Origin of the sequence: Methanofastidiosum sp. (assembly GCA_020854815.1) — an archaeon.
Classification (GTDB): domain Archaea; phylum Methanobacteriota_B; class Thermococci; order Methanofastidiosales; family Methanofastidiosaceae; genus Methanofastidiosum.
Genome location: JAHKLW010000025.1, coordinates 19,154 through 34,505, shown reverse-complemented (window position 1 = coordinate 34,505; position 15,352 = coordinate 19,154). Strand labels below are relative to the sequence as shown.

Below are 15,352 nucleotides of genomic sequence, written 5' to 3'. Positions count from 1 at the left end.
TTTTCTTAAATGTTTTTTGGATTAATGTCTCTTTTTTATATTTGAATGTGCCCAAAAATTTTAAAAAAGATCTTCTTTTTGTAAATCAACCTGCTCCTGAACATCCATCATCTCCTGAGTTATATTCTGACTTTGCGTCAACTATAGAAGGGACGGAATACTTACCACAACATTCTTCAATTAATTTATCTGATTTCAGTTCACCCCCACATGTTCTAACTTTTTCAATAGGAGAGTTAGTCAAATCTGCTATCTTTTCAGGAGATATCTCACCTCTTTGGTAGATTAAAGTAAGCATTTTAGATTTAAGTTCATCATTACATCCCATGTGAATCACTATAAAAAAAATAGAAAAAATAATATATAAATTTATTGACCTATTGGGAGAATTTCTCTACCATACGTTTCGTTTATTACTTCTGCTGCAGATAGATATAATGCTGCCAATGCTGTAAATATACCTTCATATCCTGCTAAAATATGGACAGTGTGATTAAACTGACCAATCGCTAAAAGGAAGAACAGAATTGTCAAGGATATAAATACTACTTGCAATGCTTTTGGTTTTTTCAGGGTCGCGATGGTCATATATGCTGTGAAAAGACCCCATGCTCCGAGAAATACTGCAAGCCCCGCTTTTGGAACTGGCGTTATTATTTCTGCAAATTGAAGCAAAAACATAAATGCCAGACCAAGCCAGAATGCTCCGTATGATGTGAATGCCGTAGCACCAAATGTGTTGCCTTTTTTCATTTCCCACATGCCAGCGCACACTTGACATGCACCACCATAGAATATGCCCATCGGTAAAACCATTCCTAAACTTTCCGCAGGAATAATCTCTGCATTGACAAAATTCAAGATAAGAGTAGTTAATCCAAATGCAGCAAGCCCTAGTGGGCCTGGATTCGCTATTTTATCTACCATAATAACCATTTTTTACAAAAAAAATAGGATATAAAAAAGTATCTGTTTATTCAGATTTTTTTCCATCTTTTATATCTTGAAGAACATCTTCTATGACTTTATGGATCTGTTTAACAAGAAAAGGTTTTTGGATTACAGTTGCTGCGCCTGCATCAAGAACTTCTTTAAATCTTTCTCTATATGCCGATACTCCAATTACTGCCACATCAGGATTTTTTGATTTGGCATGTCTAGTTACTTCAACCCCAGATACATCGGGTAGTCTTATGTCAACAATTATTACTTCAGGATTCTCCCTATCAAAAATATTAATAGCTTCTCTACCACTCTCTGTGGTAAAAACTATATAGTCCTTACTTAAGATCAAATCATATAGTTCTAGAAGTTCGACTTCGTCTTCAACAACAAGTACTTTTAACATATCAAAACATAGTTAATTTATTTATTTAAAACTCTTTCTAATAAGAATATCTAAAATCTAAGTTAATTTTTTAAATATGATTAAATAGGCTATGTTATGGGGAGACTAAAACTTGATTTTCATATACATTCTTATTATTCGCCAGACGGCAATATGAATTCTCTTACAATTTTAGAAATGGCCGTGGCTAAAGATATTGATGTCATTTCAGTTACAGACCACAACTCTATAAGAGGGGGTATTGAAACAAGGGATCTTGCAGAAAAAAAGGACTTGCCAATAAAAGTATTAGTAGGTCAAGAAGTAAAAACTGTTTCAGGAGAAATTATTGTACTAAATCTTGAAGAGGAAATCCCGAGTGATATGACTTTAGAAGACACAGTCTCTTATGCAGAAAAAGGATTTATTATTGCCCCTCATCCCTTTGATAAATTCCGAAAAGGTATTGGCGATGACATAGACAGTGTCAAAGACAAGATTCATGCAATTGAGATTTTTAATAGCAGAACTCTTCTATCTAGCCACAATAAACTGGCCGAAACATATGCAAAAATTAATGGCATCCCTGGGGTAGCTGGCTCTGATTCTCACTTTTCTGAGGAACTGGGATCGTCTTACTTTGTGATAGAATCAAAAAAAACAACAAACGCTATATTCAAAACTATAAAAGAAGGAAAAATATCTATTTATGGTAGGGAGACTGGTATAAAACCCCATTTGAAAACAAGCATGATTCACTTATTTAAATAAGCATCCTTAAGTATCTCTTTTAGATGGTTTGAGTATCCCAGAAGAGTATCGTTTGATGCTGTAACAGTTGGCACTGAAAGTAAAACAAATGCTAATAATATAATAATAAGCCCAGCATACATGAAAGCAAAGTTTACTTTAGTCCCTATGTATTCTTTAGATAATGAATAAAATAAGATTGTGGGAACAGCCATTGCGAGTATTAATACAAACACAATAGGGTACGCATACATAAAGAAAGAAATTAATAAGAATCCAATTAACAATAATGAAAGTGGATAAACCCTTCTCCTATTCTCTTTAATTATTTTTTTAGCGCTTGTGGTATTGTTCTTATAGTATATGAACATAAGTGTGTATCCTACTGACAAGGCCATAATAAAAGGGAAAGGAAAGCCTTTGAAACTATTTGTAAGAAGAAACCAGCCACTTGAGAATTTTAATATCTGTATAATTGTTATGACTATTAAAGAAGAATTCTTGTGGCTTTTGAGCCGTATAGATGGATAGGAGTATAATAGATTTAATCCTATTATTAGTGAAAATATGATAAAAAAGTTCATCCCTGCCAAAAAAGAAAATGTTGTTCCTAAAATAGATAAAATTAGAACAAGGTTTTTTGTCGTGGGGATTGAAATACTCCCGTTAGCTATAACCTTCCAAGATATTTTCATCTGATTCTTTTTATCTTCTTCGTAATCAGTAATATCATTAAATAAATATACTGCGCCCAGCCCTAAAGAAAGGCCTGAAGCTGCAAATACTATCTTTAGTAAGTCATATTCACCCGTTATACTCGCAAATATAACTACGCCAAATAGTAACTGAAGGATATTTTTTGGGGCATTAAGAGTGGCGGAATTATAAACAATTGCCCGTAATTTCATAGTATTACTCATCTTAAATTTGTTTATAAATATTCCCAATAACATATATATACGATTTAACATAAACATAAAAGTGGTGGCAGATCGCAATTATTTTCTATAAGGGAAGAGAGCATATCCCTTGAATTTTTGTACCACTCCGGATCATCTTGTTTTCGTCTTAATAAAAATCTTTCAGATTTTTTATCTATAAGAAAGATTCTATCTTTTTCCTTTCTTTCCCATACTTCAACTTCTCCTTGGACTGATCTCATACTACCTAGATAGTTACAATTCTTAATAATAAATCCATACGCTTGGTCAAATTCATTAGCCATGGCAGAAATTTTTTTAAACAAAATATAAATCTAGACTGTGCAGAAATGCTATTTATAGATATATAATCTCTAGTAGAATCTTTATTTTAATATATAAAGGGCTAATATGGTCTTGATTAACTTAAAAATATATATTAGGTCTTAATTTCAACATTAACGATATAAATGGATAAAATCTCTAAATCAACTATAGTATTTATTGCAATTATTAATATCGTTAAGCCGCCTAAAGTATAAAATAATGGGGATAGATATTTTAGTCGTGGGCTAATGTCTTTCATTATCGACCCAACTAATATTGTTACAAGAAGAAATGTAAGAACGATAAAATTATTGTTTAAAAATCCTATAAGTTTGTGAAATATTAAATAAGAAACTAAGACGGATATGAAATCAAAAAAAGCCAATATTAAAAATATTAAGAACACGCCGCTGATTTTAGTAAGCATCGATTTTCTTAAGACGCCCATATCTTTATTTTTCATCCAAATTTAATTTAATTTTTGAAATTATTATGTTTAATGATTTTAATGTAAAGTTTATAAGAGAATACTCTAATCAATAATAGATGGATGATTTCGACGTTACAAAATTAAAGGGATTGTCAGAAAAGGAAGCAAATAAAAGAATACAAGAAGAAGGTTATAATGAGCTTCCTTCAAAAAAGAAAAAGACTGGTTTGCATATAGCTTTTGAAGTAATACGCGAGCCAATGTTTTTACTTCTTGTAGCATGTGGTACGATATATTTTATTCTTGGAGATATCCAAGAAGGCATCATGCTTCTTTTCTTTGTTTTTGTTATAATTGGAATTACTTTTTATCAGGAAAGAAAGACTGAAAGAGCTTTAGAAGCTTTGAGAGACTTGTCAAGCCCTCGTGCATCAGTAATACGGGGTGGGGAACAAAAACGTATTGCAGGTAGAGAGGTAGTAAGGGAAGATATATTAATCCTTTCTGAAGGGGATCGTGTTCCTGCAGATGCAATACTTCTAGATTGTAGTAATTTCTTTACTGATGAATCTTTATTAACTGGTGAATCAGTACCGGTTAGAAAATCAAAATGTAAAGAGATATCTCAAATGATATCTCCGGGTGGAGAAGGATTACCTTTCATTTATTCGGGTACACTAGTTGTCAAAGGGCAGGGCGTGGCACAGGTACAGTCCACAGGAATTAAAACTGAAATGGGAAAGATAGGCAAAGCATTACAATCGTTAGATCAAGAAGGAACCCGTTTACAAAAAGAAACAAAAAATATTATAAAATATTTTTCTACCGCCGGATTTTTACTTTGTTTGATAATTATTGTTTTCTACGGTTTATCGCGTGGCAACTGGTTAGAAGGATTTCTAGCCGGCATTACTCTTGCTATGGCCATACTTCCTGAAGAGTTTCCTGTAGTATTGACTGTATTTCTAGCACTTGGGGCATGGAGAATATCCCAAAATAGAGTTCTCACAAGAAGAGTTCCCGCAGTAGAAACTCTTGGCTCTGCAACAGTACTGTGTGTAGACAAGACAGGCACTTTAACTCAAAATCGTATGACTGTCAACAAAATACTAGTTGATGAAAATATATATGAGGTAAATTACGAATCAAAAAAATCTGTACCGGAAGAGTTTCATGAAATAGTCGAGTTTAGCATTCTAGCTAGCCAAAAGGAGCCATTTGACCCAATGGAGAAGGCGTTCAAAGAGTTAGGAAATCACTACCTTTTGGGTACTGAACATATTCATAATGATTGGAAATTAATGCGGGAGTACCCATTATCCGAAAATTTGTTGGCAATGTCACATGTGTGGAAATCTCCAGATGGAAAAGATTACATAATATCCTCCAAAGGAGCTCCAGAAGCAATTATTGATTTGTGCCATCTTGAAGAATCCAAAAAGAAACATATTTTGGCAGATGTAGATAAACTTGCTAAAGATGGACTAAGGGTATTGGGAGTTGCAAGATCAGCATTTAAAGAAATTGATTTACCAACTAAACAGCATGATTTCAAATTTGAATTTTTAGGACTAATAGGGCTAATGGACCCCATAAGGCTTTCTGTCCCCAATGCAGTTAAAGAATGTTATGATGCAGGTATTAAGATCATAATGATAACTGGGGATTATCCCAGTACGGCCCAGAATATTGGAAAACAGATTGGACTAAAGAATCCTGAAAAGATTATCACGGGACAAGAACTTGATACAATGACTGATGAAGAGTTACAGAAAATAATTAAAGATGTTACTATTTTTGCTAGGGCAGTTCCAGAACAAAAACTTAGGATAGTCAACGCACTGAAATTTAACGGCGAAGTTGTGGCCATGACGGGAGATGGAGTTAACGATGCGCCTGCTCTTAAATCTTCAAATATTGGAATAGCAATGGGAGGAAGAGGAACAGATGTTGCTAGAGAATCTGCAGATCTTGTGTTGCTCGATGATGACTTCTCTTCAATAGTTAAGTCAGTTAGAATGGGTAGAAGAATTTTCGATAATTTAAAGAAAGCTATGGCATATATTTTGGCCATACATGTTCCTATAGCTGGAATGTCACTTATACCAGTTCTTCTTAAAATGCCGCTAGTTCTATTGCCGGTCCATATAGTATTCCTTGAATTAATAATAGACCCTGCTTGCTCAGTTGTCTTTGAAGCTGAACCTGAAGAGGCAAATGTGATGAATAGACCTCCAAGAAGTACAAAAGAGAATATTTTTAGCAAATCAACAGCTTTGCTGAGTTTCTTGCAGGGTTTTAGCGTTTTAATTATAGCGTTAGTTACATATATTATAGTAATGAGCAGAGGTCAAGGTGAAATGGAAGCTCGAGCATTTACATTTACAACCCTAATAGTTGCGAACTTAGCATTAATCTTCACCAATAGATCTTGGACAAGAACTATGTTAAAGACTTTGAAATCTCCAAATTCCGCCCTTTGGTATGTTACTTTTGGGGCATTACTATTTTTAGGAATGGTGCTCTACATTCCATTTCTTAGAGAGTTATTTCTTTTATCAGTACTCCACATAAATGATCTTTTGATATGTCTTGTTTTGGGAATTATTAGCATAATGTGGTTTGAGATGCTAAAATTAATTAAATTAAAATTAAATTCAAATTAATAGAAAATTTGGGCATTCTATGTTTCCATATGTTCCTGTTTTTTTGAATAATAAGTAAGCCTTCTTTTTACCCAGGAATTTAAAACGGAAAACATTATAAATAAAAAACGTCAGATGTCTAATATTGTATCAACATTTGGTGATAATTTATGGCCTTCGGCGATAGATGCGACGGTAAGCAGATAAGAACACTCTCTAATTATAGAAAAATATACCCATTTGTAATGAAAACGAGGACAGAATCAGCAATTTATGCAGATTTTGAACTTGAAGTCGAAAACACTTTAGATTATATGGAAAAAGTCAATTCAGGACTAAGTGAAAAAAAAGTCAAGTTTTTCCACATATTCGTTGCTTCATTAGTCAGGACTGTGGCAATGAGGCCCCAATTGAACAGATTTGTTATGGGCCGAAGAATCTTTCAAAGGAATAATATCCAAATAACTATGATTGTAAAGAAAAAATTAGATGAAGAGTCAGATTATTCTAATATTAAAATTACTTTTGACCCTAGAGATACTTTGGATGGTGTAATACAAAAAATGGCCAAATCTTTAGAGTATGGAAGGGGAGACGAAAAAAAGCATGAAGAAAAGGAAATAGACATTCTTATTAAATTCCCAGACTTTATTTTAAAATTTATAGTTTGGGCCTGGAAGGGGCTTGATTACTACGGCATTTTGCCGGCTTCAATAGTTAAAGATGACCCTATGTATACAAGTGTTTATGTAACTAATCTTGGTAGTCTGGGGCTAAACTCAGTTTACCACCACTTGTTTGAATACGGAAATGCTTCAAACTTCTTGGCCCTTGGAAAGATTCACAAAGCTCCTGTAGTTGATGAAAATGGTGAATTAAAAGTAAAGGATGTGGTTAGAATAGGCTACACTTTAGATGATCGTATAAGTGAGGGAATATATTTTGTTAAAGCAATTGAGCTTTTTAAAAAATTTATGCAGGATCCTGAAATGCTCGAAACCCCACCTTCTGAAGAAGATATCAGGCAATACTTAGAGGCGACGGAGGGAAAATGATGTATGAAAAAAAACCATGGCTAAGATATTACGATTATGTTCCAGAAAGTATTGACTATCCAAGAAACACTTTATATGGGGCTATTCGTGATGCAGCGATTAAAAATCCTTATAAAATTGCATATGATTTTTTAGAAAATACTTCCACTTACTCTAAATTCTTATCAGATATAGACAAATGTGCAGATACCTTGTATTCACTTGGACTTAGAAAAAGTGACCGGGTCACAATTTCTTTGCCAAACTGCCCTCAAGCACTCATTTGCCTTTATGCAATTAATAAAATTGGAGCAGTTTCGAGCATGATCCATCCTCTTTCCCCGCCGAAGGAAGTTAAGTTTTACCTTAATCTTAGTAAAAGCAAATATGCAATAACTTTAGATGCGTTTTATAAAAACTTTAGCGATATAATTGATTCAACTTCAGTTGAAAAAATAATACTGTCAAAAATAAGTGATTACCTTACCTTAACCAAAAAAATTGGATTTAAATTAACAGCAGGCAGACAAATAAAGAAAGTTCCTTTTGATCCAAAAGTTGTTTGGTTAAATGATTCAATGGAAAAAGATTACCCAAATATTGATACGATATCAAATAATCCTGATGAAATTGCACTAATATTATATAGTGGTGGCACAACAGGAATGCCTAAAGGAATAGAACTTTCCAATATGAACTTCAATTCTCTTGCATATCAGGCATTGGCACAAGGCCCCATCAGTGACCAAGATTCTGTACTATCAATCCTACCAATATTTCATGGATTTGGACTAGGTGTATGCGTCCATACATTCCTGGTAGGTTCAGGGAAATGCATTCTTGTTCCAAAATTCAGCCCCAAAGCAGTATTGGATTTAATTAAACGGAAGAAACCTATGTACATCGCAGGAGTTCCAACGCTTTACGCTGCCCTTGCAAGAAATCCAAAAATATCAAAAGTTGATTTTGGCTGTATAAAGGGTGCTTTTTGCGGTGGAGATCATTTACCTCATGAAATTAAGATGGAATTTGAGAATGCTGTTAATGTAAATGGTGTCAATCTAGTTCTAAGAGAAGGTTATGGGCTAACTGAATCAGTAACAGGCGTTACTATAATGCCTAAAAAAACTTACAGAGAAGGCAGTATCGGAATTCCTCTATCGGACATGATTCTAAAAATAGTTAAATACGATACATTTGAAGAAGCGCCGCCAGGTACTGAAGGAGAGATATGTGTCAGTGGCCCCACAGTAATGATGGGATACCTCGACCACCCAGAAGAAACTGAAAAAACTATTAAAATTCATCCTGACGGAAGAAGGTGGTTACACACAGGGGATGCTGGATATATGGATCCTGATGGATTCTTTTATTTCAAACAGAGGCTCAAAAGGATAATTATATCTTCTGGAATGAATGTATATCCTTCGCAAATTGAAGACGTACTAGATAGCCACCCAGCAGTTGCTTTATCATGTGCTATTGGAATTCCACATTCGCATAAAATGAAAAGTGTCAAGGCTTTTGTATCCTTAAAAGATCCTTCACAAGCTAGTAATGATCTGGCTAAAGAACTAATGAATTACTGCCAAGAGCATCTCATAAAATGGAGTTGCCCTGAGGAAATTGAATTCAGAAAAGAACTGCCGCTGACATTAATCGGGAAAGTTGCATATGGGGTCTTAGAGAAAGAAGAATTAGAAAAAAGAAAGAATCAGGAAATGGATAAATTATCCAAGTCAGATAGTTTCCCAGAAACTACAATAGATATATCTTGTTCCTCAAGTTTAGGAACGCCAGATAACCCTTAGACTATCTATTTCCATATCTAGTTGCAACATAATCTATAATAATTCCATAGACTATACCCGCGAAAAAACTTGGAACATCCCTAAATTCAGTTGCGAGGGATATGGTGCTTGATACTATTGTCCCCAAAATAAAACCTCTAATCAAAGTATTGCTAGGGCCCTTAGTTAATCTTATTTCCCCATAAAGGCCAATTATTAGTCCCATAACTACCCTGTTATACCACATCGCTATAAAAAAATATGATTGTCATCCCAATTCTGCTTCCAACTCCAATAATACAGAATATTCCCAATATAGCTCCAGTAATAATGGCCATAAATAACCTTATTTTATTCAACATTTTTATCATATCCCATATAGACTATAGTAGTTTTTTTAATATCCAAACAATTAATAGTAAATAACTATTTAAATTTTAATATTTAAACAATCCTAGGATTATTATGAAAGAAAAGATAAAACTCCCAGAAAAGGAATGGAAGAAGAAACTTACTCCTGAAGAGTATCATATCTTACGAGAAAAGGGAACAGAAAGACCATTTAGTGGCAAGTTACTAGACAACAAAAAGAAAGGAAAATATTTTTGCACAGGATGCGGGAATGAACTATTTGATTCTGAGGATAAATTCGATTCTGGGACCGGCTGGCCAAGTTTTACCAGGCCATCTAATAAAGACAGTGTGGAAGAACACGAAGATTTAGATTATGGGATGGTCAGGACTGAGGTCTTATGCAGCAAGTGCGGTGGACATTTGGGGCATGTATTTGATGATGGCCCAAAACCAACTGGTAAAAGATACTGCATGAATTCTAAATCTCTGAAGTTTGAAGAATAGAGGTGAAATTTTGAAATTTAAGTTTAGAACATTAAAACAAAAGGTAGTTATCCCAGCTACGCCGGAAGATGTATATAATGCTATTATCGAAGGGAAAAGGCATTCCGAATTTACAGGTAGTAAAGCAACTTCAGACCCAAAAGTTGGAGGAAAGTTCACAGCGTGGGATGGATATATTTTTGGTAAATATATTGAACTTGAAAAAGGGGAAAAGATAGTTCAAGAATGGGCAACAACTGAATGTCCTGAAGGGTATCCCCCTTCCATATTTGAATTAAAATTTAACAAAGTCACTGGCGGAACTGAAATAGAAATGACTCATTCAAAAGTTCCAGAAGAACAAGCAGATGATTATGAAAGTGGTTGGGAAGATTTTTACTGGAAACCTCTTAAAGAATATTTCAAAAAATAAAAATAAAAATATAAATAAAATCTTAACTATTAATATAGATTATATATGGATCTGTTAAGGCATAAACGTTTGCAAATCCTTTGTTTGCAAGGAATTGTGCATTTGTTATTGCGGCCTGTGCAGTAGTACAGTACACAATTATTTTCCTATCTCGAGGTATACTCGAAAGTACAGAACCTAGTTCAATTCCAGTTATATTCACAGCTCCAGGTATATGCCCAGCACGATATTCATCCGGGCTTCTGACATCTATGATAAAGAGTGGTTCCCCGCTAGCAATCAGTTGTTTCAATTGAGATGAATTAATTGGATAATAGGGTACTGCTGGGCTACCTGTATCTTCTACTATTCGGTCTATCAAAGTAACGAGATTACTCTGAACTGCGAACCTGGTATTTTCTCTATCGCTGCCCGCTATTACGAATACTTTTTGTCTGGCCAGCCATTGGTCACGTTTTTCATAGAAGACTTGATATCCGGGCATATTCCTTAGATTATTTCTTTCATTTGGAAGCAGAATTTGTGTTGCTAAAAATCCTGTATGATCTGGTGCATCTGGCCCACCAAGTATTATGATATATGGATAAGAGTTATAGCCCGTATCGGTCCTGCCAAAATAAACTATGTTCATGCCGCGACTCTGAAGAATAGAGATAATGTTACTGTTTAGATTGTAGTCTATAGAATTTGCAACAAGCGCAACATTTTTTTGAGATGATACAACTGTGACTGAAGAAACGACCAAAAATAATAAGATAAACAACGCTAATATTTTTTTCATGATGATCATCCAAGCTCCTTCATTATTTCTTCTGCTAGACCTTTCAAATCTTTTACCTTTATTCCTAAATTTTTAGTAGCTCTTTTCATACCCTTCTCCTCTAACATCATTTCTATTGTGTCAATCGCTCTGTTCTCCTTTGTCTTTTCAGGTGCAAGGCACGTATTTATGGCCGAGTATTTTTTGCCCTCTTTGCCGTCTATTTTTTTAATAAATCTTTTCATTTTTTCGCTTACATCTCCAAAGTGGGTAGGCGCGCTAAAAATATAAAGCTCAGATTCTGGAATCGAAGTAGGCTTAATTTTTTTAACCGAATAAATATCAACTTCATGCTTCCGATCTTTTATAATTGAACCTAGATATTCCATGCAAGTTTTTCCATTTCCATATTTTGAATCATAAAGAATACATACTTTCATTATAGACCTCATGCCATTAATATTAACTTCAATCTATAAAAAACTTTGGTAAAAATTAGATATATTTGATAAATCAAAAAAATTTATATATTATTACTATTAATTTTCAAAGGATATAATGGAAATCACTTCTTCTAAAGAAAAATTCATTTCATCACTCGAAAAGGGAGACATAATACTAAGCAGAAATGAAAAAAGTCCAATTGAATCTATCATATGCAAGGCTGTTCCAGATGCCAGATGGCCACACTGTAGATTGTATATAGGCTATGAAAAGAGTGTTGAATCGACTGTTGGTGGGGTCCAGGTAAAAGAAGTAAAGGATTATCTTGATACAGATGACTTAATGATCGTGAGACCACCAGATTACATTGACAAAGATAAACTTGTTAAGGACTGCATGATGTATCTTGGATTGGACTATAGTTACATTCAGTTTCTCAGGACAGGAAATCTATTTTTAATAAAAAGACTGATTAAGAAGGATTTAAGGAAATACCTTAGGATTGACATCGACAAAAATGTTGTTTGTTGTGAGCTTATTGCGTATGGATTATTAAATCAAGGATATGGATATGAAGTTACCCCGAACTTCTGTTTTCCCGATCAATTTGAGGATGATCCAAGAATGAAAATTATTTTGAAATACGTTCCTGAAGATTAGTCTAACATTAAAATGTTATTTTTCTGAATATAGGTAGTTATTTAAAGTTAGTTTCAAATTTAATTAATTAGATAAATAGCATAATTGGAATTTCATTCTTATAGTCTTAAATTATCTAATTAGACGGGATGCATAATGAACTCTCACGATCAAAATATTGGCCTTAAATATATACTTCGTGACGGGGTAGCAAGCCAGATAATGATAACTTTGACTAGTGGAACATTTCTAACGGCATTTGCATTGAGTCTCGGAGCTTCTAATTTATTGATAGGTATCATGGCTTCAATTCCGGCAATAGCCAATCTTATACAAATACCTGCAGTTTATATCGTTGAGAGGTATAGGGATAGAAGAAAGATTTCTATGTTTTCATCTGCTATTAGTAGATCTTTTATTCTTTTAATAGCTTTATTGCCTTGTTTAGTTAATTACAAACTTGGCATAATATTTTTTATATTGTTTTTAATATTACAATCGGCATTCTCTGCTATAAGTGGGTGTAGCTGGAACTCTTGGATGAGAGACTTGATTCCAATACATATGTTAGGATCATTCTTTTCGAGAAGGATGAGATTTGCAACATTATCAAGTATTCCGATGGCGCTTCTAGCAGGATATTTTATTGATTATTGGAGTAGCTCGTATCCAAACTTAATGGTATTTAGTTATTCAATTATATTTTTTTTCGGATACCTTTCTGGGTTAATTGGCGTCTATTATATTTCGAAAATACCTGAACCTGGAATGTTATTAAAGGCAGAAAGTAATATTCTAAGACTTTTTTCTCAGCCTATGAAGGATATAAATTACAGAAATTTACTTAAGTTTTTAGGGTCTTGGAATTTTGCAGTCAACTTGGCTGCACCCTTTTTTACCGTATATATGTTAAAGAGATTAGATCTAAGCATGTCGAGTATTGTTCTTCTTATGATCCTAGGGCAATTGATGACCTTTATCTTTTTACATTTTTGGGGTAGAATATCTGATAAATTCAGCAATAAATCTGTATTACAGATTTGCGGCCCTCTTTTTATTTTAAGTATACTTGGATGGACTTTTACTACTTTGCCAGAAAAATATATTCTCACCATACCCTTGCTCATAATAATTCACGCAACAATGGGCATATCTGCAGCCGGAGTATCTTTAGCCTCTGGAAACATAACATTGAAACTGGCACCCGAAGGTAATTCTACAGCATATCTCGCATTTTCTAGTATCATTAATTCTATAACTGCTGGCATAGCCCCTATAATTGGAGGGATATTCGCCGACTTCTTTGAAAAAAGAGAGTTGGCCTTGACTCTAGAATGGATATCTCCTGAAAACAAACTCTTATTTGAAACATTTAACTTAAAGTCTTGGGATTTCTTTTTTTTCCTTGCCTTTTTAATAGGATTATATTCACTTCACAGATTGGCGAATATACACGAAGGTGAAGAAATACAAAGAAAGATTATTTTCAATGAATTATTTCTTGAGGCCAGACATGGCGTTAGGGGATTTTCCAACATTGGTGGGGGCTTGAGATATATGATCCAATTTCCTTTTTCAACATTATTATTAGTTAAAAAACCTGATTTTTTGAGAAGACGACTCATGAGAAGAATTAGGTCGAAGAATATTTATAGATATAAAAAACAATCAAAAAACTAATAAATTCATAATTCCAATATAATAAGATATAATGATTTTCAAATTATATGATATAAGAGGGATTTATCCAAAAGAAATCGATGAGAAATTTGCATATAGTCTTGGTAGAACCTTTGGGAAATCCTACAAAAAAATTCTCTTTGGAATCGATTCTAGAATAAGCTCTGAAAAATTTAAAGACCCTTTTATAACGGGAGTTGTCGATGAAGGTACAAAGATTAGTTATGCTGGAATGATATCAACACCTTTTATGTATTTTATCACTAAGAATAATTTTGATGTTGGCGTCCTTGCAACGGCCTCACACAATCCAAAAGAATATGGCGGTTTTAAAGCATGTGATATCGAAGGATTACCGCTTTCACCAATTAATCAGATTAAACCTATGTTTAAAGAATATGAACTCCCCAAAATATTAGAAAAAGCAGAAGATTATAAAATAAATCTTGAAAACAACTATATAGATTATTATTTAAATAAGTTTGAAAATATCAAAACTCCAAAAATTGTCGTGGATTTTTCAAATGGTGCAACGGTTGTTGAAAGAAAAATACTTGATGCCATTTTTAAAAATAAAACTTATCTTTCTTATACCCCTGATGGTAATTTTCCAGATCATATGCCCAATACAATGACTCTTGATTGTCTGGAGAATATAATCCATAGAGTATTAGAAGAAAAAGCAGATATTGGAATAATCTTTGATGGAGATGGGGATAGGATAGGAATAATTGATGAAAAGGGTCAACCAATAAAAGGAGATATCTTAACAGCTATAATTTCGGAGCAATTACTCTCGGAATTAAAGGGAAATATAATTTATGATTTGCGTTGTAGCAAAATTGTTCCTGAAACAATTATAGCTAATGGTGGATTACCTATTAAATCTAGAGTGGGACATTACTTTATTAAAAAATTAATGAAGGAAAAAGATGTGATATTTGCAGGAGAACTGTCTAATCATTTTTATTTCAAAGAAGCAGGAGGATTTGAAGCACCTCTTTTGGCCCTTCTATACATTCTAAAAAGTATTGAGAATAATACTTTGAGTGAAATTGCAAAAAAATATGCCAAATATTACCAAAGTGGTGAATTAAATTTTAAAGTTGAGAACAAAGAAGACAAAATGCAATCAATTTTAGATCTATTTGATGAAGGCCAGGTAGAAGAAATTGACGGTATTTCTATTTATTATATGGACTGGTGGATTAATGTAAGACCTTCGAATACTGAACCAGTTCTAAGAGTCAATATAGAATCAAATAATGAAGTCACTCTAATGGAAAAAATAAACTATATTAAAAAAATTATGGATAGTTGACACAGGTGCATAAAA

General features: G+C 33.5%; 17 protein-coding genes and 1 pseudogene. 9 read left to right on the top strand and 9 right to left on the bottom strand.

Translation table 11 applies throughout. The features are described from left to right. Window positions 1–85: 85 nt before the first annotated feature. The 3 genes from KO464_02975 to KO464_02965 are packed head-to-tail and all read right to left on the bottom strand — an operon-like array spanning window position 86 to window position 1,348. On the bottom strand, window positions 86–328 hold the full coding sequence (locus KO464_02975; protein ID MCC7572332.1) for a hypothetical protein: 243 nt from the start codon (window positions 326–328) through the stop codon (window positions 86–88). A gap of 41 nt (window positions 329–369) precedes the next feature. Then, on the bottom strand, window positions 370–930 hold the full coding sequence (locus KO464_02970; GenBank protein ID MCC7572331.1) for an acetate uptake transporter: 561 nt from the start codon (window positions 928–930) through the stop codon (window positions 370–372). A 43-nt stretch (window positions 931–973) separates the two neighbouring features. Then, window positions 974–1,348, bottom strand: a complete 375-nt coding sequence (locus KO464_02965) for a response regulator (protein ID MCC7572330.1) — start codon at window positions 1,346–1,348, stop codon at window positions 974–976. 96 nt (window positions 1,349–1,444) lie between these two features. Here KO464_02965 and KO464_02960 point away from each other — a divergent pair, with 96 nt between their 5' ends. Next, window positions 1,445–2,098, top strand: a complete 654-nt coding sequence (locus KO464_02960; protein ID MCC7572329.1) for a PHP domain-containing protein — start codon at window positions 1,445–1,447, stop codon at window positions 2,096–2,098. Here KO464_02960 and KO464_02955 read toward each other — a convergent pair. The 3 genes from KO464_02955 to KO464_02945 all read right to left on the bottom strand — a co-directional run bounded on the left by KO464_02955 (window position 2,083) and on the right by KO464_02945 (window position 3,787). Then, window positions 2,083–2,985, bottom strand: a complete 903-nt coding sequence (locus KO464_02955; protein MCC7572328.1) for a UbiA family prenyltransferase — start codon at window positions 2,983–2,985, stop codon at window positions 2,083–2,085. The two genes, KO464_02960 and KO464_02955, sit on opposite strands and share 16 nt — an antisense overlap. Before the next feature lie 56 nt (window positions 2,986–3,041). Continuing rightward, window positions 3,042–3,302 (bottom strand): hypothetical protein, encoded by a 261-nt coding sequence (locus KO464_02950; protein ID MCC7572327.1) that lies wholly within the window; start codon window positions 3,300–3,302, stop codon window positions 3,042–3,044. Between the two features lie 134 nt (window positions 3,303–3,436). Then, window positions 3,437–3,787: a hypothetical protein gene (locus KO464_02945; protein ID MCC7572326.1), complete on the bottom strand. Its 351-nt coding sequence runs from the start codon at window positions 3,785–3,787 to the stop codon at window positions 3,437–3,439. Between the two features lie 83 nt (window positions 3,788–3,870). Between KO464_02945 and KO464_02940 the strand changes: the two genes are divergently transcribed. The 3 genes from KO464_02940 to KO464_02930 all read left to right on the top strand — a co-directional run bounded on the left by KO464_02940 (window position 3,871) and on the right by KO464_02930 (window position 9,244). Next, window positions 3,871–6,420, top strand: a complete 2,550-nt coding sequence (locus KO464_02940) for a cation-translocating P-type ATPase (protein ID MCC7572325.1) — start codon at window positions 3,871–3,873, stop codon at window positions 6,418–6,420. 149 nt (window positions 6,421–6,569) lie between these two features. Beyond that, window positions 6,570–7,454: a 2-oxo acid dehydrogenase subunit E2 gene (locus KO464_02935; protein ID MCC7572324.1), complete on the top strand. Its 885-nt coding sequence runs from the start codon at window positions 6,570–6,572 to the stop codon at window positions 7,452–7,454. Continuing rightward, a complete protein-coding gene (locus KO464_02930) occupies window positions 7,451–9,244 on the top strand; it encodes an AMP-binding protein (protein MCC7572323.1) in 1,794 nt (597 codons plus the stop codon). The genes KO464_02935 and KO464_02930 overlap by 4 nt, the downstream gene beginning before the upstream one ends. 1 nt (window position 9,245) lies before the next feature. On the opposite strand, the pseudogene KO464_02925 reads toward KO464_02930, so the two are convergent. After that, window positions 9,246–9,585, bottom strand: a pseudogene (locus KO464_02925) (hypothetical protein). Window positions 9,586–9,688: 103 nt separating this feature from the next. Between KO464_02925 and msrB the strand changes: the two are divergent. Then, window positions 9,689–10,081 carry a peptide-methionine (R)-S-oxide reductase MsrB gene (gene msrB, locus KO464_02920; protein MCC7572322.1) on the top strand — a complete coding sequence of 131 codons (393 nt, stop codon included), beginning with the start codon at window positions 9,689–9,691 and terminating at the stop codon, window positions 10,079–10,081. A 10-nt stretch (window positions 10,082–10,091) separates the two neighbouring features. Continuing rightward, on the top strand, window positions 10,092–10,493 hold the full coding sequence (locus tag KO464_02915) for an SRPBCC domain-containing protein (protein ID MCC7572321.1): 402 nt from the start codon (window positions 10,092–10,094) through the stop codon (window positions 10,491–10,493). A 22-nt stretch (window positions 10,494–10,515) separates the two neighbouring features. Here the strand turns inward: KO464_02915 and KO464_02910 are convergent, their stop codons facing one another. Together KO464_02910 and KO464_02905 are read right to left on the bottom strand one after the other, a co-directional pair. Further along, the gene (locus tag KO464_02910; protein ID MCC7572320.1) at window positions 10,516–11,274 is read right to left on the bottom strand and encodes a rhodanese-like domain-containing protein; all 759 of its coding nucleotides are present in this window, start codon (window positions 11,272–11,274) and stop codon (window positions 10,516–10,518) included. Window positions 11,275–11,279: 5 nt separating this feature from the next. Continuing rightward, complete coding sequence (locus tag KO464_02905) at window positions 11,280–11,705, bottom strand: flavodoxin domain-containing protein (GenBank protein ID MCC7572319.1); 426 nt, start codon at window positions 11,703–11,705, stop codon at window positions 11,280–11,282. Window positions 11,706–11,811: 106 nt separating this feature from the next. On the opposite strand from KO464_02905, the gene KO464_02900 reads away from it, so the two are divergent. The 3 genes from KO464_02900 to KO464_02890 all read left to right on the top strand — a co-directional run bounded on the left by KO464_02900 (window position 11,812) and on the right by KO464_02890 (window position 15,337). Further along, window positions 11,812–12,357 carry a hypothetical protein gene (locus KO464_02900; protein MCC7572318.1) on the top strand — a complete coding sequence of 182 codons (546 nt, stop codon included), beginning with the start codon at window positions 11,812–11,814 and terminating at the stop codon, window positions 12,355–12,357. 135 nt (window positions 12,358–12,492) lie between these two features. Further along, complete coding sequence (locus KO464_02895) at window positions 12,493–14,016, top strand: MFS transporter (GenBank protein MCC7572317.1); 1,524 nt, start codon at window positions 12,493–12,495, stop codon at window positions 14,014–14,016. 31 nt (window positions 14,017–14,047) lie between these two features. Further along, complete coding sequence (locus KO464_02890) at window positions 14,048–15,337, top strand: phosphomannomutase/phosphoglucomutase (GenBank protein MCC7572316.1); 1,290 nt, start codon at window positions 14,048–14,050, stop codon at window positions 15,335–15,337. Window positions 15,338–15,352 lie beyond the last annotated feature (15 nt).